Origin of the sequence: Bradyrhizobium sp. 21 (assembly GCF_023073335.1) — a bacterium.
Taxonomy (GTDB): domain Bacteria; phylum Pseudomonadota; class Alphaproteobacteria; order Rhizobiales; family Xanthobacteraceae; genus Bradyrhizobium.
On record NZ_JADPJG010000015.1, the window covers coordinates 57,011 to 81,583 of the forward strand.

The window sequence follows — 24,573 nt, forward strand, 5'->3', positions numbered from 1 at the left end:
TTGTCACTTCAAAGGATTACGTCGTGGTCACTTCGATGCGGTGGTCTTGTTTTCCATGTTGACGACCTGCACGCGACGATTGACCTCCGCCATCGGCTGGCTCGGGTCCTTCAGCTTGCTCTTGCCGTAGCCGACGGTGACGAGGTCGGTCGCGGAGATGCTGTACTTCTCGACCAGGTAGCGCTTGATCGAATCTGCGCGGCGCTCCGACAGGTCCTGGTTGTAGCCCTCGCCGCCGGCGGCGTCGGTGTGGCCGGCGACCACGAATGTCGAGCCTTTCAGGTCGGGGCTGGTCAGCGCCCGGCCGAGCGCCTGGACCGAGGCAAGCGACTTGGTGCTGATATTGGCGGAATTGTAGTCGAACGTGATTTCCAGATCGATGTTCGGCTTGTCCTTCGCCACCGAGGCGATTTCTTCACGCTCGGTCGACGATAGCGAACGTGTCGAGCGGCCGCGCACGGACTGGATCAGCTTGGTTTCCGCTACGTTCGGCGCGGGATCGGCCTGCGGCGCGATCGAGAGGCCGCGGGTGAGCGGCTTTTTCGGCGGCGGCGCCAGCGCGCGGACGATCTCGTCCTCGGTGACGTTCTTGCTGTTGCCGTCGTCGCCCGCGAATGCGAGCGGGGTCGTCAGCGACAGCGCGGCGCCGACGGTGATGATGGACAGGATTGCGGTAAGTCCCTTTGCAGCCAATCTCATAGCAAGTCCCTCCTGCGCAGCCAGCTAGCGCGGTTCCAAATTCTTGCAATAAGCCCCCGAAAGGCGGCCTGCGGCATCCGTTCGATTAGTCTTCGCGAGGCCATCCAGGGTTCGAGACACATCGGCCCCGATTCAAAAAAATATCAACGCACTCCGTAGCTTGCGAATTCCTGAACAATGTTCGGATCCATCGCCTTGGCATTGGCGATGTCGAGCGCACCTTCCTGGGCAGAGCCGTTGCGCTGCTTGGCGATCCCGCGTCCGAACAACGAGGAGGTCAGGCGCGGATTGATCCTCAGGGCCGCGTCGAAATCGGCGATGGCGTTCTTGACCGCTCCCGACTTCACATTGACCAGCCCCCGGCTGTCCAGCGCATCGACGAAGTTCGGCCTCAGCCGCAGCGCCTCGTTGCAATCCTTCAGCGCGCCCTGGAGGTCGCCGACCACGGCGCGGGTCCAGCAACGGTTGTTCAGAGCCTCGACGTCCTTCGGGTTGATCCGGAGCGTCTCGTCAAAATCCTTGATGGCGAGGCTATAGGCGCCCTTGCTGGCATAGACCTGGCCGCGCCGGTAAAGCGCGTTCACGTCGTCCGGATTGGCCGCGATCTTGGCCGTCAGGCCCTTGATGGTGGGATCCTCCGCCAGGGCGGCCGCACTTGGCCCGCTATCCATGCTCGGACCGGGGGCGGGGTCGGCCGGTATCACCGGCGGTGGCGCCGGCGGCAAGGCAGCATCGACCTGCGGTTTCGGCGGCAGAACGGGTGCATGCACAGGAGGCAGAACGGGTGCAGGCACGGGAGCAGGAGCCGCAGCGTTGTCGGCCGGCTTCGGCGGCGGAGGCGGCGATGGCGGTGCGGGTGGCGCCAGCGGTGGGTTGTTGGCGACGACCGGCGGCGGAGCGGGAGGCGCGGGTGGCGGTGCCGTTGTCGGACGCGAGCCGCCGGCCCCCGGAATGAACGAGAAATCTTCGGCCAGTGAAGAGGAGATCCACGGCACCTGCTCGCCCCGCGAGGCGCGGGTGACGCCCATCTTGGTGCGGTTCAGCGTCTCCTCGGCCATCAGGTCGGGCACGCGGATTTCCTTCAGGAGTTCCTGGACGAACAGGCTGTGCTCGCCGCCGGCATCCGACACCACCGAGGCCAGCGCCGCCGAATACATCACCAGCGTGCCATTCGGCGCGATGACGGGGGTGAGGCCGGCCGAGAAGCTGCGGAACCGGCGCTCGAACGGGTTGCGTCTGGAGGCATCGATGAGCGCGATCTTGACGCCGGCGCCGCGGGTGTTGAGCTCTCCCAGTACGGTCTCGAGGCTGATGCCGTCGCGGCGTACGTCGGATTCGGTCCAGATCTGCGCATCGATCGGCAGCAAATAGCTCTGCCGCGCCGACTGGATGCCGAAGCCGCTATAGAACACCAGTGCCACCGAGCCCGGTTTGATCTTGCTGTACAGCTTGTCGAAGGCGCGGCGCATGCCGTCGCCGGTCAGGTTCTCATTGATCTCGACGGAAAAGCCGTCGCGCTTGAGCTCGTCGGCGACGTCGCGCGCGTCGTTGAGCGGTTCCTTCAGCGGAGCGTCGGCATCCGGGTATTTGGCGTTGCCGATGACCAGCGCAAAGCGCTCGCCGGCCGCAAGCGACGGAGCGGTCGGGATAAGCGTGACGAGCAAGGGCAGAAGGAAAAGCAAGCGAATTTTCATAATAAGCGCGGTCCAGCCAAAAAGGCGCCGTTCCCAGCTTGCGCCGCGGCGACCTTAACTTACGCAATGTGCATTATCAAACCGGGGAAGGGGGGCGTCAACCGCTTGCAGATTCGGCGCTATCGCGACAATTGACCGCGACGCTTGGGCAGGTGGCGAAGGGAATAAACCGGCGGTCACGATTATACTCGACACAGTCTGGTTGCCATTACGAATGCATATTAGGGCAGTCATGGCGACAACAATGTGATTGGACTCACATTGCGGGCCGGCGTCCCTCGCAGCCCCCGGTGTTTGACCTTTGCGGCGGACAATGGCTTGGTGCGATCGATCGCCCTGGAGGTCCCCCCAGAAAAAGAGCAAGATCAAAGCCATGGGAAACGCCTACGAGATCTATGCACTGCGCTATGCGACGATGTCGCCGCGCACGCCCAACATGAACTTCCTGGCGCCCGACCCCCATGACAGCGCGGCGCAGGATCTCGACTATTTCGTCTGGCTGGTCCGCGGCGGCGGCCGCGACATCCTGGTCGATACCGGCTTCAATGCCGAGGAGGCGAGCGCGCGGGCGCGCAAGCTGACGCTCAATCCGGTCGATGCGCTCGAGCGCTTTGGCGTCGCGGCGTCGGCAATTGCCGACATCATCGTGACACATCTCCATTATGACCACGCCGGCAATCTCGACCGTTTCCCGAACGCGCGCTTCCATCTCCAGGAGCGCGAGATGGCCTACGCGACGGGGCGCTGCATGTGCAACGGACTGCTGCGACATCCATTCTCGGTCGAGCACGTCACGCAGATGGTGCGTCATGTCTATGGCGAGCGCGTCAATTTCTATTCCGGCGACGGCGAGGTCGCGCCCGGCGTCACCGTGCACCGCGTCGGCGGCCATTCGGACGGCTTGCAAGTGGTCAAGGTCGAGACCGCGCGCGGGCCCGTGGTGCTGGCGTCCGATGCCGCGCATTACTACGCCAATATCCAGCGCAGGAGCCCGTTTCCGATCGTCTACAACATCGGCGACATGGCGCAGGGCTGGGAGACGATCGAGCGTCTCGCCGGCCATCCCGACCGCTACATTCCCGGCCACGATCCTGTTGTGACCGAGATCTATCCGCGCGCCAGCGACAAGGTCGATGCCTGGGCGCTGCATTTGCCGCCGTCGCGGTCGTTTGCGAAGTGATCAATACGCCTGCTTGGCGTCGGCCTCTTCGCTGGTCTGGATTAGGTCGAGGCTCTGTTCGATCTTGCCGAGCAGGGCCGAGAGCTGTTTGCGCTCCTGCGCGGTGAGGCAGGCGAGGATCTCGTCTTCCCGGCGCAGCAATTGCGGGAACAGCTCCTCGTAGAGCGCGCGGCCCTTCTTCGTCAGTTGCAGGCGAAATTCGCGGCGGTCGGCTTCGTTCTCGACCCGCTCGATCAGCTCCGCATTAAGCAGCGTGGTCACCGCGCGGCTGATGGTGGATTTGTGCGTACGGGTGCATTGTGAGACATACTGCGCGCTGCAGGCATCGTTGCGGAACCCTAGCGTCGCAATCACGCGCCAAGCCGGGATGTCGAGACCGTGGCGCTCCTGATATTCGAGCGAAAGCGCGGCACTGACTTCCGCCGCGAGGCGGTTGAGGCGGAACGGCACGAACTTGAACAGGTCGAGCCGTGTTTTTGGCAGCGGTGAAGCCTCGTCGGCCTCGCGTGTCTTCAGCGCGATGTCGCTGGATGTCCTCGCCAAGGAGAGCGCTCCGAATTCCAGTTGACGGCCGGCCGGTCCCCGGTCCAAAATAGTTGCACGTGAGACTATCTAGCAGATCAGTCCTCTCCTGACCAGAGCCGAGGTTAGCGCATGGCGCAAGCCAAGACCCAGCAGGCCAAAACCCAGTTCGGCTATCGCCGCCATTCCGATCAGGATCGTCCCGGCCAGGGCCCGGCCGAGCATCCGGTCGTGATCGTTGGTGCTGGTCCGGTCGGGCTGTCGCTGGCAATTGATCTCGCCCAACGCGGCCAGCGCGTCGTACTCCTGGATGATGCCGACCGCATCGGCGAGGGCTCCCGTGCGATCTGCTTCTCGAAACGTTCACTGGAATATTGGGACCGGCTCGGCGTCGGCGACCGCATGGTCGAGAAAGGCGTGGTTTGGAGCGTTGGCCGCATTTTCCATGGCGAGTCACAGCTCTACCAGTTCAACCTGCTGCCGGAGGACGGCCACAAGCGGCCCGCCTTCATCAACCTCCAGCAATATTACGCCGAGGCGTATCTGGTCGATCGCATCAGCGATCTGCCAGATATCAACCTGCGCTGGCGCAACAAGGTGACGGCGCTGGAGAGCCGCAACGATTCCGTTGCGCTGACGATCGAGACGCCGGAGGGGGCCTATCGACTGCATGCGCAATATGTCGTCGCCTGCGATGGCGCGCGCTCCTCGCTGCGGCAGATGGTCGGCGCCGACTTCGCAGGCCAGGTGTTCGAGGATCAGTTTTTGATCGCCGACGTCAAGATGACCGCGGAGTTCCCGACCGAGCGCTGGTTCTGGTTCGATCCGCCGTTTCATGCCGGACGTTCGGCGCTGCTGCACCGGCAGCCCGACGACGTCTGGCGCATCGATCTCCAGCTCAGCCGCGACGCCGATCCTCTCACCGAAAAGAAGCCCGAGAACGTGCGGCCGCGGATCGCGCGCATGCTCGGGCACGACAAGTTCGAGTTCGAGTGGATCTCACTCTACAAATTCCAGTGCCGGCGGATGGATCGCTTTCTCCATGGTCGCGTGGTTTTTGCGGGCGATTCCGCGCATCAGGTCTCGCCCTTCGGCGCGCGCGGCGCAAACTCGGGACTCGAAGACGCCGAAAACCTCTCCTGGAAGCTCGACCGCGTGCTGCGTGGGACTTCGCCTGCGAGCCTGCTCGAAAGCTACCATGTCGAGCGCAGCGGAGCTGCCGACGAGAATATTCGCGAGTCCACCCGCTCGACCGATTTCATGGCGCCGAACTCGCATCAGGAGGCGCGCCTGCGCAAGGCGGTGCTGTCGCTGGCCAAGGAAACCGAGTTCGGCAAGCGCATGGTCAACGGCGGACGGCTCTCGGTGCCGTGCAGTTATGAGTCGCCACTGTCATCGCCCGATACGGAAGCGTGGCGCGGCGGACCGTCTCCCGGCTGTTCCATGCTCGACGCGCCAATTGCGGAGCAGGCCTATCTGACGGATGCGTTCCGCAAGGGTGGAACGGACTTCACCTTGCTGTCGTTCAGCGATGGCGGTGCGATCGATGCGCCGGATGGTGTCAGGGATATCCGCATCGGCGGCGAGGGCGGGCTCGCGGGTCCCTCGGGCCTTGTTGCAAAGCGCTACGACGCCGAGCCGGGCGCGGCCTATCTGCTCAGGCCTGATGGTTACGTCGCGGCACGCTTTCGCCATCCGACGCGCGCGGCGATCGCGACAGCATTGGCCCGGGCCCAAGGAATTGAGAAGGGTTTGAATTGAGGTCTCGCATGCCGCTTTCCACCAGCTCCAATTTCGGGCGACCCGACGATGCCTTTCGCGCCATTGTCGAAGCGCATCGTGGCTTCACCGACGAGCAGAGCGCCGATTTCGATGCGGCCCTGGTGCTGATCCTCGCCAACCATATCGGCGACATCGACGTGCTGCGCGAGGCGATCGGGCTCGCCAAACGCCGCATGATCGACGGCCAGCAACAGCAACAGCAACAACAATAGCCCTGTGACTCAAAGGATGAACTGATGGCGAAGAACTTCGCATCCACTGGCGATCTCTCCGAGAAGACAATCACCTTCTCCGAGATCGGCACCGATCTCTACGCCTTCACCGCGGAGGGCGATCCGAACACGGCTATCATCGTCGGCGACGACGGCTGTCTGGTGTTCGACGCGCAGTCGACGCCGGCGATGGCCAACAAGGTGATCGAGCGCGTCAAGACCGTCACCGACAAGCCGATCAAATATGTGGTGCTGTCGCATTATCACGCCGTGCGCGTGCTCGGTGCCTCCGCCTACAAAGCGCAAGGCATCGTCGCTTCGCAGGAAACCTATCGGCTGATCGAGGAGCGTGGACAGCAGGATTGGGATTCCGAATACGGCCGCTTCCCGCGTCTGTTTCAGGATGCCGAGAGCATTCCCGGCCTGACCTGGCCGACGCTCACGTTCGAAGGCGAGATGTCGATCTATCTCGGCAAGCGCGAGGTGCGCCTGATGCAACTCGGCGCCGGCCACACCTCCGGCGATATCGTCGCCTGGGTGCCGGATGCCGAGGTGATGTTCTCCGGCGATCTCATCGAATATCATTCGGCCTGCTATTGCGGCGATGCGCATCTGCGTGAGTGGCCGCTGACGCTGAACGAGATCCGCAACTTCAATCCCAAGGCGATCGCGCCGGGCCGCGGTGATGCGCTCAACGGCGTCGCCACCGTGCGCGAGGCCATCGCGATGACGCGCGACTTCGTCACCTCGCTCTATGGCGCCGCAGAAATCTCGGTCGCCAAGGGCCGCACTCTGAAGGAATCGATGGCGGCCACGCGCGAAGTGATGGATCCGAAATTTTCGAGCTTCGCCATCTACGAGCACTGCCTGCCCTTCAACGTCTCGCGCGCCTATGATGAGGCCTCGGGCATCGACGATCCCGTGATCTGGACCGACAAGCGCGACCAGGAGATGTGGGCGAATTTGCAAGGAGCAGGATAGCCATGAACATCAATACCTCGCCCGATCAGATCATCCGCAGCTCGGCGCAGGTCACCCCGGGCTACATGTCCGGCTTCGGCAACAGCTTTGAGACCGAGGCTCTGCCCGGTGCGCTGCCGATCGGCCGCAACTCGCCGCAGCGCTGCGCCTACGGCCTCTATGCCGAGCAGCTCTCCGGCTCGCCCTTCACCGCGCCGCGCGGCAGAAATGAGCGCTCATGGCTCTATCGCATTCGTCCGTCGGTCAAGCATTCGGGCCGTTTCGAGAAGGCCGATTCCGGCCTGTGGCGCTCGGCGCCATGCCATGAATACGATCTGCCGATCGCGCAACTGCGCTGGGACCCGGCGCCGATCCCGAAGGAGGATACGACCTTCCTTCAGGGCGTGCAGACGATGACGACCGCGGGTGACGTCAACACGCAGGCCGGCATGGCCGCGCATGTCTACCTCATCACCCAATCGATGGTAGACCAGCACTTCTACAATGCCGACGGCGAGCTGATGTTCGTGCTCCAGCAGGGCAATCTTCGCATCGTGACCGAGTTCGGTCGCATCGACGCCGAGCCCGGCGAGATCGTCGTGATCCCGCGCGGGGTCAAGTTCCGCGTCGAGATTCCGAACGGGCCGGCGCGCGGCTATCTCTGCGAGAATTACGGCGGCGCCTTCACGCTGCCGGAGCGCGGGCCGATCGGTGCCAACTGCCTCGCCAATGCGCGCGACTTCCTCACGCCGGTCGCGCATTACGAGGACAAGGACACGCCGACCGAGCTGTTCGTGAAATGGGGCGGCGCACTGTTCAAGACGCAGCTCGCCCATTCGCCGATCGACGTCGTCGCCTGGCACGGCAATTACGCGCCCTACAAATACGATCTGCGCACCTTTTCTCCCGTAGGCGCGATCGGTTTCGATCATCCCGATCCCTCGATCTTCACCGTGCTGACCTCGCCTTCGGAGACCGCGGGCACTGCGAATATCGATTTCGTCATCTTCCCGGAGCGCTGGTTGGTCGCCGACAACACCTTCCGGCCGCCTTGGTATCACATGAACATCATGAGCGAGTTCATGGGCCTGATCTACGGCGTCTACGACGCCAAGCCGCAAGGTTTCGTGCCGGGCGGCGTCTCGCTGCACAATTGCATGTTGCCGCACGGGCCTGACCGCGACGCCTTCGAGCACGCCAGCAATGGGGAGCTGAAGCCGGTGAAGCTCACGGGCACCATGGCCTTCATGTTCGAGACCCGCTACCCGCAGCGCGTGACGGCGCACGCCGCGAACGCCTCGACGCTCCAGGACGATTACGCGGATTGCTGGAAGGGACTAGAGAAGCGGTTCGATCCGAACCGGCGGTAGCATTCCCGCCCACTACCCTCCGTCATGCCCGGGCTTGTCCCGGGCATCCACGTGTTGAAGCGCAGAAGAAAGTTCGTAGATGGCCGGGACAACCCCGGCTATGACGGTCTCAATCTCGGAGAGTCATTTGCCCCACCCCAACGACCCCAGCCTCCGCTCCTTCATCGACGTTGATCCCGCCTCCGACTTCCCGATCCAGAACCTGCCCTATGGCGTGTTCTCGACCGCGGCCAATCCGACGCCGCGGGTCGGCGTTGCGATCGGCAATTACGTGCTCGATCTCTGGGAGCTCGAGCAGGATTCGCGGCTCGATGTCGGCCCGCTCGGCGTGTTCTCGGGATCCTCGCTCAATTCCTTCATGGCGCTGGGACCAAAGGTCTGGGCCAAGACGCGGGTGCGGATCAGCGAGCTGTTGCGTCACGATCATGCGGAGCTGCGCGACAACGAGGAGCTGCGTCAGCAGGCGCTGGTACCGATGCGCGAAGCGCAGCTGCATCTGCCGTTCGCTGTGTCCGGCTACACGGACTTTTATTCCTCCAAAGAGCACGCCACCAATGTCGGGGTGATGTTCCGCGGCAAGGACAATGCGCTGCAGCCGAACTGGCTGCATATGCCGATCGGCTACAATGGGCGGGCATCCACCGTCGTGGTCTCCGGCACCAAGGTGAAGCGCCCGCGCGGGCAGCTGAAGCCGCCGAACGTCGAGGTGCCCAGCTTCGCCCCGTGCAAGCGGCTCGATTTCGAGCTGGAGATGGGCGTCGTGGTGGGCCAGCCCTCAGCCATGGGCGGCATGCTCAGCGAGCAGCAGGCCGAGGAGATGATCTTCGGCTTCGTGCTGCTCAACGACTGGAGCGCGCGCGACATCCAGCAATGGGAATATGTGCCGCTCGGCCCGTTCCTGGCGAAAGCGTTTGCGACGTCAATCAGTCCGTGGGTGGTGACGCGCGAGGCGCTCGAGCCGTTCCGGCTGAAGGGGCCGGAGCAGGAGCCGGTGCCGCTCGACTATCTCAAGCAGGCGGAGCCGCAGAATTATGATCTGGAGCTCGACGTCTCCCTGCGTGTCGCCGGCGCCAATGCGCCTGCCGGCATCAGCCGCACCAACTTCAAATACATGTACTGGTCCTCGGTGCAGCAGCTGATGCACCACGCCTCCTCCGGCTGCGCCATGAATGTCGGCGATCTCCTGGGCAGCGGCACCATCTCCGGCCCGGAGAAGAACCAGCGCGGCAGTCTTTTGGAAATCAGCTGGAATGGCACCGAGCCGCTCGAATTGCCCGGCGGGGCCAAGCGGTCGTTCCTGGAAGACGGCGACAGCCTCGTGATGCGCGGCTGGTGCCAAGGCAACGGGTATCGCGTTGGTTTCGGTGAGGTCGAGGGGACGATCTTGGCGGCGGAGTAGGATACCGCCGTAGAAATTGCTCCGTTGCCCAAGGGAAGGGCAGGTGCATCGCAAACAAATGCAACAGCTTCAATCTATGAGGTGCGATAGTACCACTTGCCTCGCAATTAACAGAACCGCGAGCTAGCCTGCAATGCAGCATAAGTCGTTTAAATCTAATTACTTTTCGCCGAGGACTTGACCGCTAATATCGAGCATGGAACCTTCCAATCAACCCTTGATTGCTCACACAACCTCGTTGCCGTGCAAAGCAAACATTAGAACAGAATAATACTCACAGGCAGGATTACAATTGTGCCGAAGCCACACTCTCAGAAAAAAGTTAACAAGGCGAAAAATGGCGTTTTAGGGGCCTCACGTGAATCAAAGAGCGGCCTCGCTTGGTTGCACATTTCGGATTGGCATCAAGGCCTCCCCGATTTCGATCGCAGCGTCTTATTGCAGGGGATGTTGGAAGATATTCGCGCAAGAAGTAGCTTCGATCCCCAACTCTCGGACATCGATCTCGTAATCTTTAGCGGCGACGTAGCCTTTTCCGGAAAAGCTACAGAGTATGCTCTCGCAAGAAAAACCTTAATCGATCCAATTCGAAAGCTTCTTGGAGAGCGAGCCAAATTTGTTTTTGCGCCGGGAAACCACGATTTAGAGCGCGACAAGACTTCCGAGATTCCGCCCGATTGGGAAAAGCTGTTGTCGTCTAAGGCGCCGGAGCGTCAGAAGCAGCTTGGGGATCTGCTCTACGATAAGAAGAAGTCTCCAATGATGCTGTCTCCGTTTCAGAGTTTCTACAGTTTCTCCAAGGAGAATGGCTGGCCATATCCAGATGGTGATTTGGTTCACTCGTTTATTCTAGAGCGGGGCGCAAGCAAGCTAGGTATAGCAACCATCAACACAGCTGTCTGCTGTGGGCGTCACGCGATCCGTGCTAAGGGAGAGGTTGCCGATCATCCTTACTGGGACTATGGCACGCTTGCCATTACCGAAAGGCAACTCCGCGATGCAATCTCGCGACTGAGGCACACCGACTTCAGGATGCTCGTGATGCACCATCCCTTGAGCTGGGTGCACGAAGACGAGCAAGCTGTCCTCGAGCAATTGATCTCCTCGAATTTCGATCTTGTTCTGTACGGACACGAGCATTTGCCGAGATTTAGTTCGGTCTCAGGCAATTTCGGTGACATCAAGTTTGTCCCGGCTGGATCAGCATACGCGGGCAGATCGCCGATCAATCCAAGATACACAAATGCATTCAATTTCGGTCTTTTGAATTGCACCACCGGCGAAGGTGCGATCCATCATAGACGGTGGATGGAGGAACGCGATTGTTGGGCCACGGATGATAGATACTGGCCTGATGGAGTCGCCCGCTTTCTGATTCAAAAGAAGCTACTGTCGCAAAATTCGAAGTATATCTTCCACGCCTTGCGTCGATTTAAACCATTCCATTCGAAGCGCGCGGGAAAAAAGGCGGAAATAACACTTAAGCACCGGTCCTTGAGCCTACCAGAGGGGGACTTTATAGACGCCACCGTACGTTACCGAATCGAACTCTATCCGGGGCCTGCGGAACTCTTCGAATTTAGAACTATCACAAATAAGCGGGTGGAAAATCATCCCTCCAAAGATATTCGCGATCGCGCATTTTCCGTCGTGAAAATGTCCCCCAAGCCGAAAACGCAGAAACGGGACAAGATTCTAAATAACAGAATTGCAGGGGCGTCTCAGATTTCGCCGCAGACCGCGGTCGTCGAGTATCAATATCGGATGTTGGAAATGGACAATGGCGTCTGGTACTTCGCGCTCGGGCGCTTCATAGATCAAGTCAAGATATTCATTGAGAAGGCTGAGGGCTTTGAGTACGAATTTCAGCCCATCGGCGGCTTCCCGGATTTGCAGCCCGGTCCGGATGGGCTTCTAAGTTTCGAGACCATCGAGAGCGAAGGCGGCCATTTACCTGGACAAGGCTATCTGGTGCAGTGGTATCCAGCCGTTAGAAAGACGAAATAAGGTAGCGATAGCTTTGCAAGGCCCAGCAAGGCTGAAGCAAACAACTGCCCGCCCAGATCGGACCAGAGCGCGCGCCTAGCGCTTTTCGGGTTGAATTCTCTTGATCCTCGCGCAATGCGCCGCGACATCCTCCACGCTGTACTTCAGATGCACCCTCTTGTCCGACGGCGCCTGCTTCGTCGTGCACAGGCCCGGCCGCCATTCCTGGGTCGGCCTGATCGGACGCGGCGCAAAGCCGCCGCCGCAGTTCGGGCAGACGTTGGACAGCTTCGTCTCCACGCATTCCGCACAGAACGTGCATTCATAGGAGCAGATCCGCGCATCCGTTGCATCAGGCGGCAGGTCGCGGTCGCAATATTCGCAGTTCGGTCGAAGCTGGAGCGCCATAGCCTATTGTCCCGGATTGGCAGGGATCATCGCAGATCGTGCGCGTCGCGCGAATGCCGTAGTTCCCTCGAATTCAGCCGGGCTTGATTTCCTTGAGCGGCAGCCGTGAGCTTTCCTTGAGCCGATCAAGCACGATCGAAGAGCGCACATGCGCCACGCTCTGGTGCGGCATCAGCACGTCGTTGACGAGATTGGAGAGACCCTTGAGATCGCGCAGCACCGCTTTCAGCACATAGTCGGCGTCGCCCGTCAGCGAATAAGCCTCCTGGATCTCGTCGATCCGATTGACCAGCGTTCGGAAGCGTTTCGAATTGTCCGGCGAGTGGGTTGCCAGCGTCACCTGGATGAAGGCGATCATGCCGAAGCCGAGCGCTTCGCTGGAGAGGTCGGCATGATAACCCGCGATCACCTTGTCCTCCTCCAGCCGCATCCGCCGCCGCGAACATTGCGAGGCCGAGAGGCCGGCGAGCTCGGCCAGCTCCTGGTTGGTGAGGCGGCCGTCATCCTGGAGCGCGCCCAGGATCTTGAGGTCGAACGCGTCTACCGAAATCATGCGTCTGTTGTCCATCCTATGCACGGATCGTGCACACAATAGCCAAATCGTGTCCCGTTTGCACGCTCCTTGCGCGGGCAATGAAGGATAGTTCGGGTCAGCAGCAATTTGGGAGAGCACCATGGGTCCGTTTCCGCACGATGCACCGGCGGCCACTGTCAGCGCCGACAATCCGATGGGCACTGACGGGTTCGAGTTCGTCGAATACGCGCATCCCCATCCGGACGAGTTGCACGCGCTGTTCAAGCTGATGGGCTACACCCCCGTGGCGCGCCACAAAACCAAGAAGATCACGGTCTATCGCCAGGGCGACATCAACTATCTCGTCAACGACGAGCCCGGCACCCACGGTCACGATTTCGTCGCCGCGCACGGCCCCTGTGCCCCGTCGATGGCCTTTCGCGTGGTTGATGCGAACGCGGCCTATGAGCGCGCAATCTCGCTCGGTGCGGAACCCGCCGATGTGTCCTCGGCGCAGAAGACGCTCGATGTCCCCGCGATCAAGGGCATCGGCGGCAGCCTCCTCTACTTCGTCGATCGCTACGGTGCAAAGGGCTCGGCCTATGATTCCGAGTTCGAGTGGCTCGACGCGCGCGATCCGCGGCCGCTCGGCGCCGGCCTGTTCTATCTCGATCACCTCACCCACAACGTTCATCGCGGTCGCATGGATGTGTGGACCGGCTTCTACGAGAAGCTGTTCAACTTCCGCCAAATCCGCTTCTTCGACATCGAGGGTCGCGCCTCCGGCCTGTTCTCGCGCGCGCTGACCAGCCCTGACGGCAAGATCCGGATTCCGATCAACGAGGACGCCGGCGATTCCGGCCAGATCGAGGAATATCTGAATATCTATCGCGGCGAGGGCATCCAGCACATCGCCTGCGGCTGCCGTGACATCTACAGCACCATCGAGGGCCTGCGCGAAGCCGGCCTGCCGTTCATGCCGCCGCCGCCCGAGACCTATTTCGAGCGGATCGATGCGCGACTCCCGAAGCATGGCGAGGATATAGCGCGGCTCCAGACCAACGGCATCCTGATCGACGGCGAAGGTGTCGTGGAAGGCGGTGAGACCAAGGTGTTGCTGCAGATATTCTCGGCCAACGCGATCGGCCCGATCTTCTTCGAATTCATCCAGCGCAAGGGCGACGACGGTTTCGGCGAGGGCAATTTCAAGGCCCTGTTCGAATCGATCGAGGAGGATCAGATCCGGCGTGGGGTGTTGAAGGTGGAGGATGCGGCGTAGGCTGCGTTGAACGCGAGCCGATCCTGCATCACGGCCGTCGTCCTGGCGAAAGCCAGGACCCAGTACCCCAGGGAGTGGTTTGGGGTGAACCGGCAACCACGAGTCTTCGTCGAACCACGTTCGGTGGTTATGGGTCCTGGCTTTCGCCAGGACGACGGCGGAGTACGGTGCGACAGCGGAGTGTAGCCAGGTAGTTGAATTTACCTTTTCCACGCCTTCGTCACCGCTCCGATCTCCGCTCCCTCGGGCTCGCGCACCGCCGACGGCGTTCGCGAGAATCGCGGCGCCGGCGCGGGCTGCTTCACGCCGTGGCGCTCGACAAACACCTGTCGCGCGACCATGTGCGGATGCTCGGTCGCTTCCGACATGGTCAGCACCGGCGCGAAACAGATGTCGCTGCCTTCCATGATCTTGCACCAGTCCTCGCGCGTCTTGCTCTTGAACACCGCCTGCAGCTTCGCCTTCAGCGCGGGCCAGGCCTTGCGGTCCATCTGCGCGTCGAAATCGGCGTCGGTCAGGCCGGCATGCTCGCGCAGCAGCGCGTAGAACTGCGGCTCGATCGAGCCGATCGAGACGAAATGGCCGCAGGCGCATTCGTAGACGCCGTAGAAATGTGCGCCGCCATCGAGGAAGTTCTGGTTGCGCCCTTCGGTCCAGCGGCCGAGCGTGGTCATGTCGAAGAAGAACGACATCAGTGATGCCGCGCCGTCGCACATCGCGGCATCGACGACCTGCCCCTTGCCGGACTTTGATGCTTCCAGCAGCGCTGCGAGCACGCCGACGACGAGATAGAGCGCGCCGCCGCCGAAATCGCCGACCAGATTGAGCGGCGGCACCGGCGCCTCTTTCGTGCCGATCGCGGCGAGCGCGCCGGTGATGGAGATGTAGTTGATGTCGTGGCCGGCTGCGTTTGCAAGCGGGCCTTCCTGGCCCCAGCCGGTCATGCGGCCGTAGACCAGTTTCGGATTGCGCGCGAGCACCACATCAGGGCCGAGCCCGAGCCGCTCCATCACGCCGGGGCGAAAGCCCTCGACCAGCGCGTCGGCATTGGCGAGTAGATCGAGCGCTTGCGCGATCGCCGCCTTGTCCTTGAGGTCGAGCTCGATCACCTTGCGGCCGCGGCCTGCGACCGACTTCATGCTTTTCCTCGCGCCGACGCGGTCGAGCATGACGACTTCGGCGCCCATGTCGGCCAGCATCATGCAGGCGAACGGGCCCGGTCCGATGCCGGCGAATTCGACGATGCGGAAGCCCGACAGCGGGCCGGAGGTGCGGACTGAAGAGCCGCGGGCTGGTTGATCGAGCACGTTGTTGTTTCCTCGGATCCGAGGCGCTTATTGCCGATCGGCAAGCACCAGGGCGTTCCTCTGTGGAGCGAGTTAATTGACTGATTAACTTTTCTCGCCTTCACGCCAGCGAGGCAAGCGGTTTTCATGCCGCTTGGCCAAAATAAACGGCGCGCACCGAAGTGCGCGCCGCGGAAAATTTGTGTCGAGGCGCTAAGCGCGATGATTAGCCGGCAGCAGCCACCGCGCGTTGCGCCATCACCTTGATCAAATTGGCGCGGTACTCGGCCGTGCCGTGGATGTCGGCCAGCAGATTGCTCGCCGAAATGCTCACGCCATCGATCGCAGATGGCGACCAGTTCCCCTTCAGCGCGGCTTCGATTGCGGGCACCCGCATCACGCCGCTCTGCGAGGCGCCGGTTGCGGCCACCCGAATCTCGCCCGACTTCGTCTGCGCGACGAACACACCGGTCAGTGCAAATCGAGACGCAGGGTGCCGCATCTTTTCGTAGCCTGCCTTCGCCGGGACAGGGAAGGACACGGCGGTGATGATCTCGCCGTCTTCGAGCGCGGTGGTGAACAAGCCCTGGAAGAAGTCGTCGGCCGAGATCGACCGCTTGTTGGTCTTCACGGTGGCACCGAGTGCGAGCAGCGCGGCGGGATAGTCCGCGGCGGGATCGTTGTTCGCGATCGAGCCGCCGATCGTGCCGCGATAGCGCACGGCGGGGTCGCCGAGCACCGAGGTGAGATAGGCAATCGCAGGGATCACCTTCTTCACATCGGCATTCTGCATGATGTCGAAATAGGTCGTGCCGGCCTTGATGGTCAGCACATCACCTGACAGCTCGACGCCTTGCAGCTCCTTGATCTTGCCGAGGTCGATTACGTCTGAGGGGCTTGCGAGGCGCTGCTTCATGACCGGCAGCAGCGTCTGGCCACCGGCGAGGAATTTGGCCTCGCTGCTCTTGCCGAACAGGCTGACGGCTTCGTCGACCGAGGACGCGCGATGGTAAATGGTCTGGTACATCTTCGTTCCTCCCCTTTAGGCCGCGTGGATCGTGCGCCACACCCGGTCCGGGGTTGCGGGCATTTCCAGATTGTTCTTGCCGATCGCATCCGTGATCGCGTTGATCACGGCCGCAGAGGCGCCGATCGCGCCGGCCTCACCGCAACCCTTGATGCCGAGCGGATTGCCGGGACACAGCGTCGTGGTGTGGGAGAGGTTGAACGAGGGCAGATCGTCGGCGCGCGGCATGGAGTAATCCATGAACGAGGCCGTGATCGGCTGGCCGCTGGCATCGTAGATCGCGTGCTCGAGCAGTGCCTGCCCGATGCCCTGGGCAAGGCCGCCATGGACCTGCCCTTCGACGATCATCGGGTTGATCAGCCGGCCGAAATCGTCGGCCGCGACGAAGTTGACGAAGGAGGTCTTGCCCGTGCCGGGATCGACCTCAAGCTCGCAGATATACGCACCAGCGGGGAAGGTGAAGTTGGTCGGGTCGTAGAAGGCACTTTCCTTCAGGCCCGGCTCCATCCCGTCAGGCAGATTGTGGGCGGTGTAGGCCGCGAGCGCGACCATCGGGAAGGCGATCGCCTTGTCGGTCCCCGCCACCTTGAACTCGCCGTTCTCGATGACGATGTCGCCTTCCGATGCTTCCAGCGCATGCGCGGCGATCTTCTTGGCCTTGGACTCCATCTTCTCCATCGCCTTCAAGATCGCGGTGAGACCCACGGCCGCGGAGCGCGAGCCATAGGTGCCCATGCCGAACTGCACCTTGTCGGTGTCCCCATGGACGATCGAGACCTGGCTGATGGGAACGCCGAGGCGCTCGGCGACGAGCTGGCAGAACGTGGTTTCGTGACCCTGGCCGTGGCTGTGCGATCCCGTGAGGACCTCAATGGTGCCGACCGGGTTGACGCGCACCTCGGCCGATTCCCACAGGCCGACGCCGGCGCCGAGACTGCCGACCGCCTTGGACGGCGCGATGCCGCAGGCCTCGATGTAGCAGGACACGCCGATGCCGCGCAGCTTGCCGTCGGCCTTCGCCTTGGCCTTGCGGCCTGCGAAGCCGTCATAGTCGATCGCCTTCATCGCCGCGTCGAGCGATGCGTTAAAGTCGCCGGTGTCATAGGCCATGATCACAGGTGTCTGGTGCGGGAACTGGGTGATGAAGTTGGTCCGGCGCAGCGCGGTCGGATCGACCTTCAACTGCCGCGCCGCCGTCTCCATGAGACGTTCGATGAGGTAGCTCGCCTCGGGGCGGCCTGCGCCGCGATAGGCATCGACCGGGGTGGTATTGGTGTAGACCCCGATCACCTCGGCGTGGATCGCCGGGATGTTGTACTGGCCCGACAGCAGCGTCGCGTAGAGATAGGTCGGCACCGACGACGAGAACAGCGACATATAGGCGCCGAAATTGGCGTAGGTCTTCACCTTCAGCCCGGTGATCTTGTTGTTGGCGTCGAACGCCATCTCGGCGTGGGTGACATGGTCGCGGCCGTGCGCGTCGGTGAGGAAGGCCTCGGTGCGGTCGCCGGTCCATTTCACGGGACGGCCGACCTTCTTGGAGGCCCACAGCGCCACCATCTCTTCGGGATAAATGAAGATCTTTGAACCGAAACCGCCGCCGACGTCGGGTGCGATCACGCGCAGCTTGTGCTCAGGTGCTATGTTGTAGAACGCCGACAGCACGAGACGGGCGACGTGCGGGTTCTGCGACGTCGTATATAAGGTAAAGTGCTCTTCCGCCGCGTCGTAGTCCGCGATCGCAGCGCGCGGCTCCATCGCGTTCGGCGCGAGGCGGTTGTTGGTGACATCGAGCTTCACCACGTTGGCGGCCTTGGCGAAGGCTGCGTCCGTCGCGCCTTCGTCGCCGATCACCCAGTCATAGACCTGGTTGCCGGAGGCTTCGGGGTGAAGCTGCGGCGCGCCCGATTTGATCGCGGCGTGGACGTCGGCAACCGCCGGAAGTTCCTCGTATTCGACCACGACAGCTTCCGCCGCGTCACGAGCGAGATTCTTGCTCTCGGCGATCACGACCGCGACGGCCTGGCCGACGAAGCGCACCGTCTCCGGCGCCATCGCCGGCCATGCGCCCATCTTCATCGGGCTGCCGTCCTTGGAGGTGATGGCCCAGCCGCAGATGAGGTTGCCGACCTTGTCGTCGACGATCTCTTGCCCGGTGAGCACTGCGACCACGCCCGGCATCTTTAGCGCCTCGGCCGAATTGATCCCCTTCACCTTGGCATGGGCGTGCGGGCTGCGGATGAAATGGGCGTGGGTCATGCCCAGCAATTTGATGTCGTCGACGTAGCGGCCCTTGCCGGTAATGAAACGCTTGTCTTCCTTGCGCACGACGCGCGCGCCAATGCCTTCAACACCCATGTCTGGTCCTCCCGACCGGAATTATCTTGACCGCGCTTTCCCTCGAAAGCAGCAGTGGTGGTTCTTATTTCGGGCGCGCCGCTTTACTCGGCCGCCTGCGAGACCTTCATGCGACCGGCTGCGTCCAGCACGGCCTTGACGATGTTGTGGTAGCCGGTGCAGCGGCAGATATTGCCTTCGAGCTCGTGACGGACGGTGGTTTCGTCGAGCTGGCCACCGTAGCGATGCACGATGTCGATCGCCGACATGATCATGCCCGGCGTGCAATAGCCGCACTGCAGGCCGTGATTGTCACGGAAGGCGGCCTGCATTGGGTGCAGCTCGTCGCCCTTGGCGATACCTTCGATCGTGGTGATGTTGGCGCCGTCGGCCTGGCCCGCCAGCATGGTACAGGATTTCACCGCCTTGCCGTCCATATGGACGACGCAGGCGCCGCATTGGCTGGTGTCGCAGCCGACATGGGTTCCGGTGAGGTTGAGGTTTTCACGCAGCAGCTGGACCAGCAGCGTGCGGTCCTCGACGTCGACAGCAACGGCCTTGCCGTTCACTGTCAGTTTGACTGTAGACACGGTGAAGTCCTCCCGGGGATTGATTTTGATTATTTCTAATTAGAGACAGCGCCCCCGGACTTTGCAACTAGGATTTTGGGCGCCCCGGTCGGCTTTTGGCCGACAGAGCGGGAAATGGCATGAGCACGCCGAATTTACCGCCCCTTATCCATTGTGCCCTAGTTTTGCGCAGCGAGGTCTGGGGGCGGGGCGCCACCGGATCGCGGCTGAATGAAAAATGGGGGTGGGAATGTCCGGGCGTATCGCGTCGTCGTCGAAGCGCACAATAATGCCGACCCTCAAGTTCCGCGCCAAGATCATCCTGGGTTTTGCCGCCGTGCTGGTGATCTCCGCCGGCAGCATGGCCTTCTCCTATTTTGGCTTCGAGCGGGTCTCGTCCGGGGTCGGGTCCTACCGCACCAGCGTCACCGAGGCCGATCTCGCCCGCAACATCGACCGCGAACTGCTGGCCTATCGTTCGGCCGTCAAATATTTTGTCGTCACCGGCAAGGAGGACGACGCCAAGGCGGCGCTGGACACCGAGACCGGCCTGAAGAACGCCATCGACCAGGCTGTCAAGAGCGCCAAGAAGCCGGCGCGCCAGGAGAGCCTCAACAAGCTCGCCAAGGAGTATTCCAACTTCTCCGCGACCTTCGCAAAAGTCCTCCAGGCCAAGCGTGACAGCGCGTTGCTGGTGCAGAATCAGCTCACGCGCAACGCCAACCTGCTGAAATACAAGCTCGACGACATCGGCAACAACGCCTCTGACGCCGAGGCCCAGTCGATCGAGTTCGGCACCAAGCAGGTCAACGCCCAGTTCCAGACCGCGAGCGCGGCGGCGACCAATTTCGTTCTGACGTCCGACCAGGCGATTGCGACCAGCGCGCTGGCGCGGCTGAAATTCGTCGAGAACTCGCTCAATGCGGTCTATTCCATGGACGACAAGATCGTCGCGGGCCTGAAGGACGCGAGGGGGCTGTTAGGGGCCTATCGCGAAGCGCTGGAGAAGCTAATTGCCAACGCCAAGACGGTCGACGAGCTCGTCACCGAAATGGGCGGCTCGGCGGGAGCGATCCTCCAGGGCGCCACCGCCATGAAGGCGGACCTCGTTGCCGAACAGCAGCGGCTGGAGTCTGAATCGGAAGCGACCATCGGGAAGACCGAGCAACTGGTGTTGATGCTGGCCGTCGGTGGCACGCTGTTGGGGGCGGTCCTCGCCTTCCTGCTCGGTACCGGCATCTCGCGTCCGATGATCGCGATGTGCAAGGCGATGCGCGAACTTGCCTCGGGCAATTTTGAGGTCGTGCTGCCGGGCCTGGGGCGCAAGGACGAGGTCGGCGAGATGGCCGGCGCGGTCGAGGAGTTCAAGGTGCAGGCCGTGGCCAAGGCCGAGCGCGACGCCGCCGCCAACGAGGCCCAGAACAAGGAAGCGAGCGCCGCCCGCCGCTCCGAGCTGATTCGCTTTGCCGACGATTTCGAGAGCGCGGTCGGTGCCATCGTCTCCAACGTTTCGGCCTCCGCCGTGCAGCTGGAATCGGCAGCCTCCACGCTGACCCGCACCGCCGAGACCACGCAGAGCCTGTCCAGCCAGGTCGCCGATGTCTCCGAGCAGGCCTCCAGCAACATGCAATCGGTGGCGACCGCGACCGAAGAACTCTCGGCCTCGGTCGAGGAGATCGGCCGCCAGGTCCGGGATTCCAGCCGAATCGCTGAGGCTGCAGTCGTGCAGGCCAAGGAGACCGACGGCCGCATCGGCAAGCTCTCGCATGCCGCCCAGCAGATCGGCGAAGTCGTCAAGCTCATCACGGCGATTGCCGAGCAGACCAATCTTCTGGCGCTCAATGCCACCATCGAGGCGGCACGCGCCGGTGAAGCCGGCCGCGGCTTCGCCGTGGTGGCCAGCGAAGTGAAGTCGCTCGCGAGCCAGACCGCGAAGGCCACTGACGAAATCTCCTCGCACATCACCGGCATGCAGGGCGCCACCGCCGAATCGGTTGCGGCGATCAAGGAGATCGGCGCGACCATCGGCCAGATCTCGTCGATCTCCACGTCGATCGCGAGCGCAGTCGAGCAGCAGGGCGCGGCGACCCAGGAAATCGCGCGCAGCGTCCAGACCGTCGCGCAGGGCACCCAGACTGCCGCCACCGATATCGGTCAGGTCAACCGCGGCGCCGCCGAGACCGGCTCGGCCTCCGAAGAGGTGCTGCATTCGGCCAAGACGCTGTCATCCGAAAGCACCCGCCTGCGCGCCGAGCTCGACCGCTTCATGGGAAATATCCGGGCGGCGTAACGATCACTTCCGCCCGAACACTCTCTTCAATTCCACCTTCGCGCGCTCAAGCCGCGCGCGTTGCGTCTGCGGCAGCGTCTTGCCGGCGCGATTGATGTAGAACGTCAGCATCGACAGCGCTGAGCGGTAGGCGCCGGTCTTGCGCCGCGAGCTGAGTTCAGCCGAGCGCTTCAGCGAGGCCGCGATCTTCTTCGCGCTGGTCAGCTTGAATACGCCTTGCTTGAGGTCGAGGGCGTCGCTTCCCTTCGTCACGCGCTGCGACCAGCGGTTTGACTTGGCGCGCTTGGTGCCTTTGCGCGCCGCCGTACTGCGTCTCGGGCTGGTCTTCCGACGCGCGGTTTTCCGCGTCCCGGCTTTGCGCGAATGTGTCGTCTTTCTGACATGAGCCATGCGTTAACTCCTTGCGGCTCAATCGGAAACGGACGACCCCATGCGCCGTTCCTGCGGGAACCTGCCCTTGCCGGAGACGTTGTCGCAGGTGGCAGGCCTATTGCCGCACCCCCATGATCGGAACGCCCCCGTCCACACGTCACGTGAACCGGGGCTGCTTTCATTGGCGAGATGCAACATCGCGATGGAATTACAGCAGAACACAGCGCTGAACTATGGATCCGAGATCCCGGCGGTCGCGAGCGAGCGTATCGTCGAGACCAGCATTCCCGCGCGGCTCGATGCACTGCCATGGAGCGGTTTCCACACCCGTGTCGTGCTGGCGCTCGGCATCACCTGGATCCTCGACGGGCTCGAGGTGACGCTGGCCGGCGCGCTCTCGGGCGCGCTGAAGCAGAGCCCGACGCTGCACTTCTCCAATCTCGATCTCGGCATCGCCAACTCGGCCTATCTTGCCGGCGCCGTTCTCGGCGCGCTCGGCTTCGGCTGGCTCACCGACCGGATCGGCCGCAAGAAGCTGTTCTTCATCACGCTCGCGCTCTATCTCTCCGCGACGGCCGCGACCGCCCTGTCATGGGGCATCGCGAGCTACGCGCTGTTTCGCTTCCTTACCGGCGCCGGCATCGGCGGCGAATACACCGCGATCAACTCCACCATCCAGGAATTGGTGCCGGCGCGCTATCGCGGCTGGACTGATCTCGTCATCAACGGCAGCTTCTGGATCGGTGCGGCGATGGGCGCGGTCGCAGCCATCGTGCTGCTCGATCCCGCGGTGATCGGCCCCGACCTCGGCTGGCGCCTGGCCTATCTCATCGGCGCCGCCATCGGCCTCGTCGTGCTCTTGATGCGGATGTGGATTCCGGAAAGTCCGCGTTGGCTGATGATCCACGGCCGTCCCGACCAGGCCCACGCCATCGTCGACGAGATCGAGCGCTCGGTGATTGGGCACGACCAGGATGCGGGCGACCGACGCTTCCCCAAGATGCGCCTGAAGATGCGCGATCACACGCCGATCAGAGAGGTCGTCCATACGCTGTTCGTTACCTATCGCGCGCGCGCGATGGTCGGGCTGGTGCTGATGATTGCGCAGGCCTTTTTCTACAATGCAATCTTCTTCACCTTCGCGCTGGTGTTGACCGATTTCTACGGCATCAGTGCCGATCATGTCGGCTGGTACCTCCTGCCGTTCGCCGCCGGCAATTTCCTCGGTCCGCTATTGCTCGGCCGCCTGTTCGATACGCTCGGCCGCCGCACCATGATCATGTTCACCTATGGCGTGTCGGGGCTGCTGCTGGCGCTGTCCGGCTATCTGTTCTCGATCGGCGCGCTGAGCGCACAGGGGCAGACCATCGCCTGGATGGTGATCTTCTTCTTTGCCTCGCCCGCCGCGAGCGCGGCCTATCTCACCGTCAGCGAGACGTTTCCCCTGGAGGTCCGTGCGCTGGCGATCGCGGTGTTCTACGCGGTCGGCACCGGCATCGGGGGCGTCGCAGGTCCGGCGCTGTTTGGCGCGCTGATCGATACGGGATCACGCACCAGCGTGTTCGCCGGCTATTTGCTCGGGGCGGCACTCATGATCGCGGCCGCGGTCGTGGCGTGGCGCTATGCCGTCTCGGCGGAACGCAAATCGCTCGAAGAAATTGCACGGCCACTTGCCTCTATGGAGTAAGCTGATGAAATCAGAACTGGCGGAAATGCCGATGGTCGACGAACGAACCACGCGCAACGACAATGAGGCGCCGGACGCGGTGCCGGTCCCGCATGCGCTGGTCCCGCATCTTCATGAAACCGCGATCCTGCTCGACATCGACGGTACGCTGCTCGATCTGATGCCGACGCCGCGCGAGGTGTGGGTGCCGCCAGGTCTGTCGGACACGCTCAACCGGCTGACGGAGCGCACGTCGGGTGCGCTGGCGATGGTCAGTGGGCGTTCGCTCAACGACATCGACCTGATTTTCGCGCCCGATGTCTTTCGTGCCGTCGCCGGCCACGGCGCGGAGATGCGCCTGTCCATCGGCAATGAGGCCGACGACGTGCACGCGCCGCCGATGGACAAGGAGCTGAAGCGGCGGCTGGCCGCGATCGCCAAGCTCAGCCCCGGCATTCTGCTCGAGGACAAGGGCTATTCGCTGGCGCTGCATTACCGTCTCGCACCACATGCAGAGAAGGCGATCTACGAAGCCGTCTCCTTGATCCGCGCCGATATCCCCAATGCGCCGATCGAGGTCTTGCCCGGCAAGTTCGTTTGCGAGATCAAGCATTCCGGTTTCACCAAGGCGACTGGCGTGCGTGAGCTGATGAAGCACGAGCCGTTCAAAGGCCGTCGCCCGATCTTCATCGGCGATGACGTCACCGACGAAACCGTGTTCGCGATCATGCCCGACATGAACGGACTCTCCTTCTCGGTCGGCCGCCGAGCCGTCGGTGTCAACGGCCATTTCGATGCGCCGAACGATGTGCGCGCGTTCCTTGCGCGGCTGCTCGACGACACAAGGCTGGACTAAGGCAGCCCCATCTGGCAGCGGCGTTCCGCGCGCGTAGTTCCGCTGCGCGCAATTCACGCTGCAATACAGCTCGAATCGACTTGATTCAGTGAAATGCCCGGTTCCGTAAGGGAAACTGGTTCCAACGCGCATGCCCGATTTTGGTTTCAATTCGTTGAAATGATG

General features: G+C 62.6%; 21 protein-coding genes. 11 read left to right on the forward strand and 10 right to left on the reverse strand.

The window, feature by feature from the left end:
• Positions 1-27: 27 nt before the first annotated feature.
• Both IVB31_RS16400 and IVB31_RS16405 read right to left on the reverse strand, forming a co-directional pair.
• Positions 28-699, reverse strand: a complete 672-nt coding sequence (locus IVB31_RS16400) for an OmpA family protein (protein WP_247324012.1) — start codon at positions 697-699, stop codon at positions 28-30.
• Positions 700-842: 143 nt separating this feature from the next.
• Complete coding sequence (locus IVB31_RS16405) at positions 843-2,393, reverse strand: caspase family protein (RefSeq protein ID WP_247324014.1); 1,551 nt, start codon at positions 2,391-2,393, stop codon at positions 843-845.
• 373 nt (positions 2,394-2,766) lie between these two features.
• Between IVB31_RS16405 and IVB31_RS16410 the strand changes: the two genes are divergently transcribed.
• Positions 2,767-3,573, forward strand: a complete 807-nt coding sequence (locus tag IVB31_RS16410; RefSeq protein ID WP_247324015.1) for an N-acyl homoserine lactonase family protein — start codon at positions 2,767-2,769, stop codon at positions 3,571-3,573.
• Here the strand turns inward: IVB31_RS16410 and IVB31_RS16415 are convergent, their stop codons facing one another.
• Entirely contained in the window at positions 3,574-4,116 is a 543-nt protein-coding gene (locus IVB31_RS16415; RefSeq protein ID WP_247324017.1) for a MarR family transcriptional regulator, read from the reverse strand.
• Between the two features lie 111 nt (positions 4,117-4,227).
• Here IVB31_RS16415 and IVB31_RS16420 point away from each other — a divergent pair, with 111 nt between their 5' ends.
• The 6 genes from IVB31_RS16420 (at position 4,228) to IVB31_RS16445 (ending at position 11,825) form a co-directional block, all read left to right on the forward strand.
• Positions 4,228-5,856: an FAD-dependent oxidoreductase gene (locus IVB31_RS16420; RefSeq protein WP_247324018.1), complete on the forward strand. Its 1,629-nt coding sequence runs from the start codon at positions 4,228-4,230 to the stop codon at positions 5,854-5,856.
• 8 nt (positions 5,857-5,864) lie between these two features.
• Positions 5,865-6,089, forward strand: a complete 225-nt coding sequence (locus IVB31_RS16425) for a DUF2783 domain-containing protein (protein ID WP_247324020.1) — start codon at positions 5,865-5,867, stop codon at positions 6,087-6,089.
• A gap of 24 nt (positions 6,090-6,113) precedes the next feature.
• Entirely contained in the window at positions 6,114-7,070 is a 957-nt protein-coding gene (locus IVB31_RS16430) for an MBL fold metallo-hydrolase (RefSeq protein WP_247324022.1), read from the forward strand.
• A gap of 2 nt (positions 7,071-7,072) precedes the next feature.
• Positions 7,073-8,419 (forward strand): homogentisate 1,2-dioxygenase, encoded by a 1,347-nt coding sequence (gene hmgA, locus IVB31_RS16435; RefSeq protein ID WP_247324024.1) that lies wholly within the window; start codon positions 7,073-7,075, stop codon positions 8,417-8,419.
• Between the two features lie 127 nt (positions 8,420-8,546).
• Complete coding sequence (gene fahA, locus IVB31_RS16440; RefSeq protein WP_247324026.1) at positions 8,547-9,818, forward strand: fumarylacetoacetase; 1,272 nt, start codon at positions 8,547-8,549, stop codon at positions 9,816-9,818.
• 294 nt (positions 9,819-10,112) lie between these two features.
• The gene (locus IVB31_RS16445) at positions 10,113-11,825 is read left to right on the forward strand and encodes a metallophosphoesterase (protein ID WP_247324028.1); all 1,713 of its coding nucleotides are present in this window, start codon (positions 10,113-10,115) and stop codon (positions 11,823-11,825) included.
• Positions 11,826-11,900: 75 nt separating this feature from the next.
• Here IVB31_RS16445 and IVB31_RS16450 read toward each other — a convergent pair whose 3' ends face one another.
• Both IVB31_RS16450 and IVB31_RS16455 read right to left on the reverse strand, forming a co-directional pair.
• The gene (locus IVB31_RS16450; RefSeq protein ID WP_247324029.1) at positions 11,901-12,212 is read right to left on the reverse strand and encodes a DUF1272 domain-containing protein; all 312 of its coding nucleotides are present in this window, start codon (positions 12,210-12,212) and stop codon (positions 11,901-11,903) included.
• A 73-nt stretch (positions 12,213-12,285) separates the two neighbouring features.
• Positions 12,286-12,765, reverse strand: coding sequence for an Lrp/AsnC family transcriptional regulator (locus tag IVB31_RS16455; protein ID WP_247324030.1), 480 nt, complete (start codon positions 12,763-12,765; stop codon positions 12,286-12,288).
• A 121-nt stretch (positions 12,766-12,886) separates the two neighbouring features.
• Between IVB31_RS16455 and hppD the strand changes: the two genes are divergently transcribed.
• A complete protein-coding gene (gene hppD, locus IVB31_RS16460) occupies positions 12,887-14,005 on the forward strand; it encodes a 4-hydroxyphenylpyruvate dioxygenase (protein WP_247324031.1) in 1,119 nt (372 codons plus the stop codon).
• 200 nt (positions 14,006-14,205) lie between these two features.
• Here hppD and IVB31_RS16465 read toward each other — a convergent pair whose 3' ends face one another.
• The 4 genes from IVB31_RS16465 to IVB31_RS16480 all read right to left on the reverse strand — a co-directional run bounded on the left by IVB31_RS16465 (position 14,206) and on the right by IVB31_RS16480 (position 19,245).
• Complete coding sequence (locus IVB31_RS16465) at positions 14,206-15,312, reverse strand: CaiB/BaiF CoA-transferase family protein (protein WP_247324032.1); 1,107 nt, start codon at positions 15,310-15,312, stop codon at positions 14,206-14,208.
• 205 nt (positions 15,313-15,517) lie between these two features.
• Positions 15,518-16,318: a xanthine dehydrogenase family protein subunit M gene (locus IVB31_RS16470; protein ID WP_247324033.1), complete on the reverse strand. Its 801-nt coding sequence runs from the start codon at positions 16,316-16,318 to the stop codon at positions 15,518-15,520.
• A gap of 15 nt (positions 16,319-16,333) precedes the next feature.
• A complete protein-coding gene (locus IVB31_RS16475; RefSeq protein ID WP_247324034.1) occupies positions 16,334-18,676 on the reverse strand; it encodes a xanthine dehydrogenase family protein molybdopterin-binding subunit in 2,343 nt (780 codons plus the stop codon).
• Positions 18,677-18,759: 83 nt separating this feature from the next.
• Positions 18,760-19,245, reverse strand: coding sequence for a (2Fe-2S)-binding protein (locus IVB31_RS16480; RefSeq protein WP_247324035.1), 486 nt, complete (start codon positions 19,243-19,245; stop codon positions 18,760-18,762).
• A 229-nt stretch (positions 19,246-19,474) separates the two neighbouring features.
• Between IVB31_RS16480 and IVB31_RS16485 the strand changes: the two genes are divergently transcribed.
• A complete protein-coding gene (locus IVB31_RS16485) occupies positions 19,475-21,514 on the forward strand; it encodes a HAMP domain-containing methyl-accepting chemotaxis protein (protein WP_247324036.1) in 2,040 nt (679 codons plus the stop codon).
• A 3-nt stretch (positions 21,515-21,517) separates the two neighbouring features.
• Here the strand turns inward: IVB31_RS16485 and IVB31_RS16490 are convergent, their stop codons facing one another.
• Positions 21,518-21,904, reverse strand: coding sequence for a DUF3175 domain-containing protein (locus tag IVB31_RS16490; RefSeq protein WP_247324038.1), 387 nt, complete (start codon positions 21,902-21,904; stop codon positions 21,518-21,520).
• Positions 21,905-22,088: 184 nt separating this feature from the next.
• Between IVB31_RS16490 and IVB31_RS16495 the strand changes: the two genes are divergently transcribed.
• Positions 22,089-23,573 (forward strand): MFS transporter, encoded by a 1,485-nt coding sequence (locus IVB31_RS16495; RefSeq protein ID WP_247324040.1) that lies wholly within the window; start codon positions 22,089-22,091, stop codon positions 23,571-23,573.
• A gap of 4 nt (positions 23,574-23,577) precedes the next feature.
• Positions 23,578-24,408 (forward strand): trehalose-phosphatase, encoded by an 831-nt coding sequence (otsB, locus tag IVB31_RS16500; RefSeq protein WP_247324045.1) that lies wholly within the window; start codon positions 23,578-23,580, stop codon positions 24,406-24,408.
• The last annotated feature ends 165 nt before the right edge of the window (positions 24,409-24,573 follow it).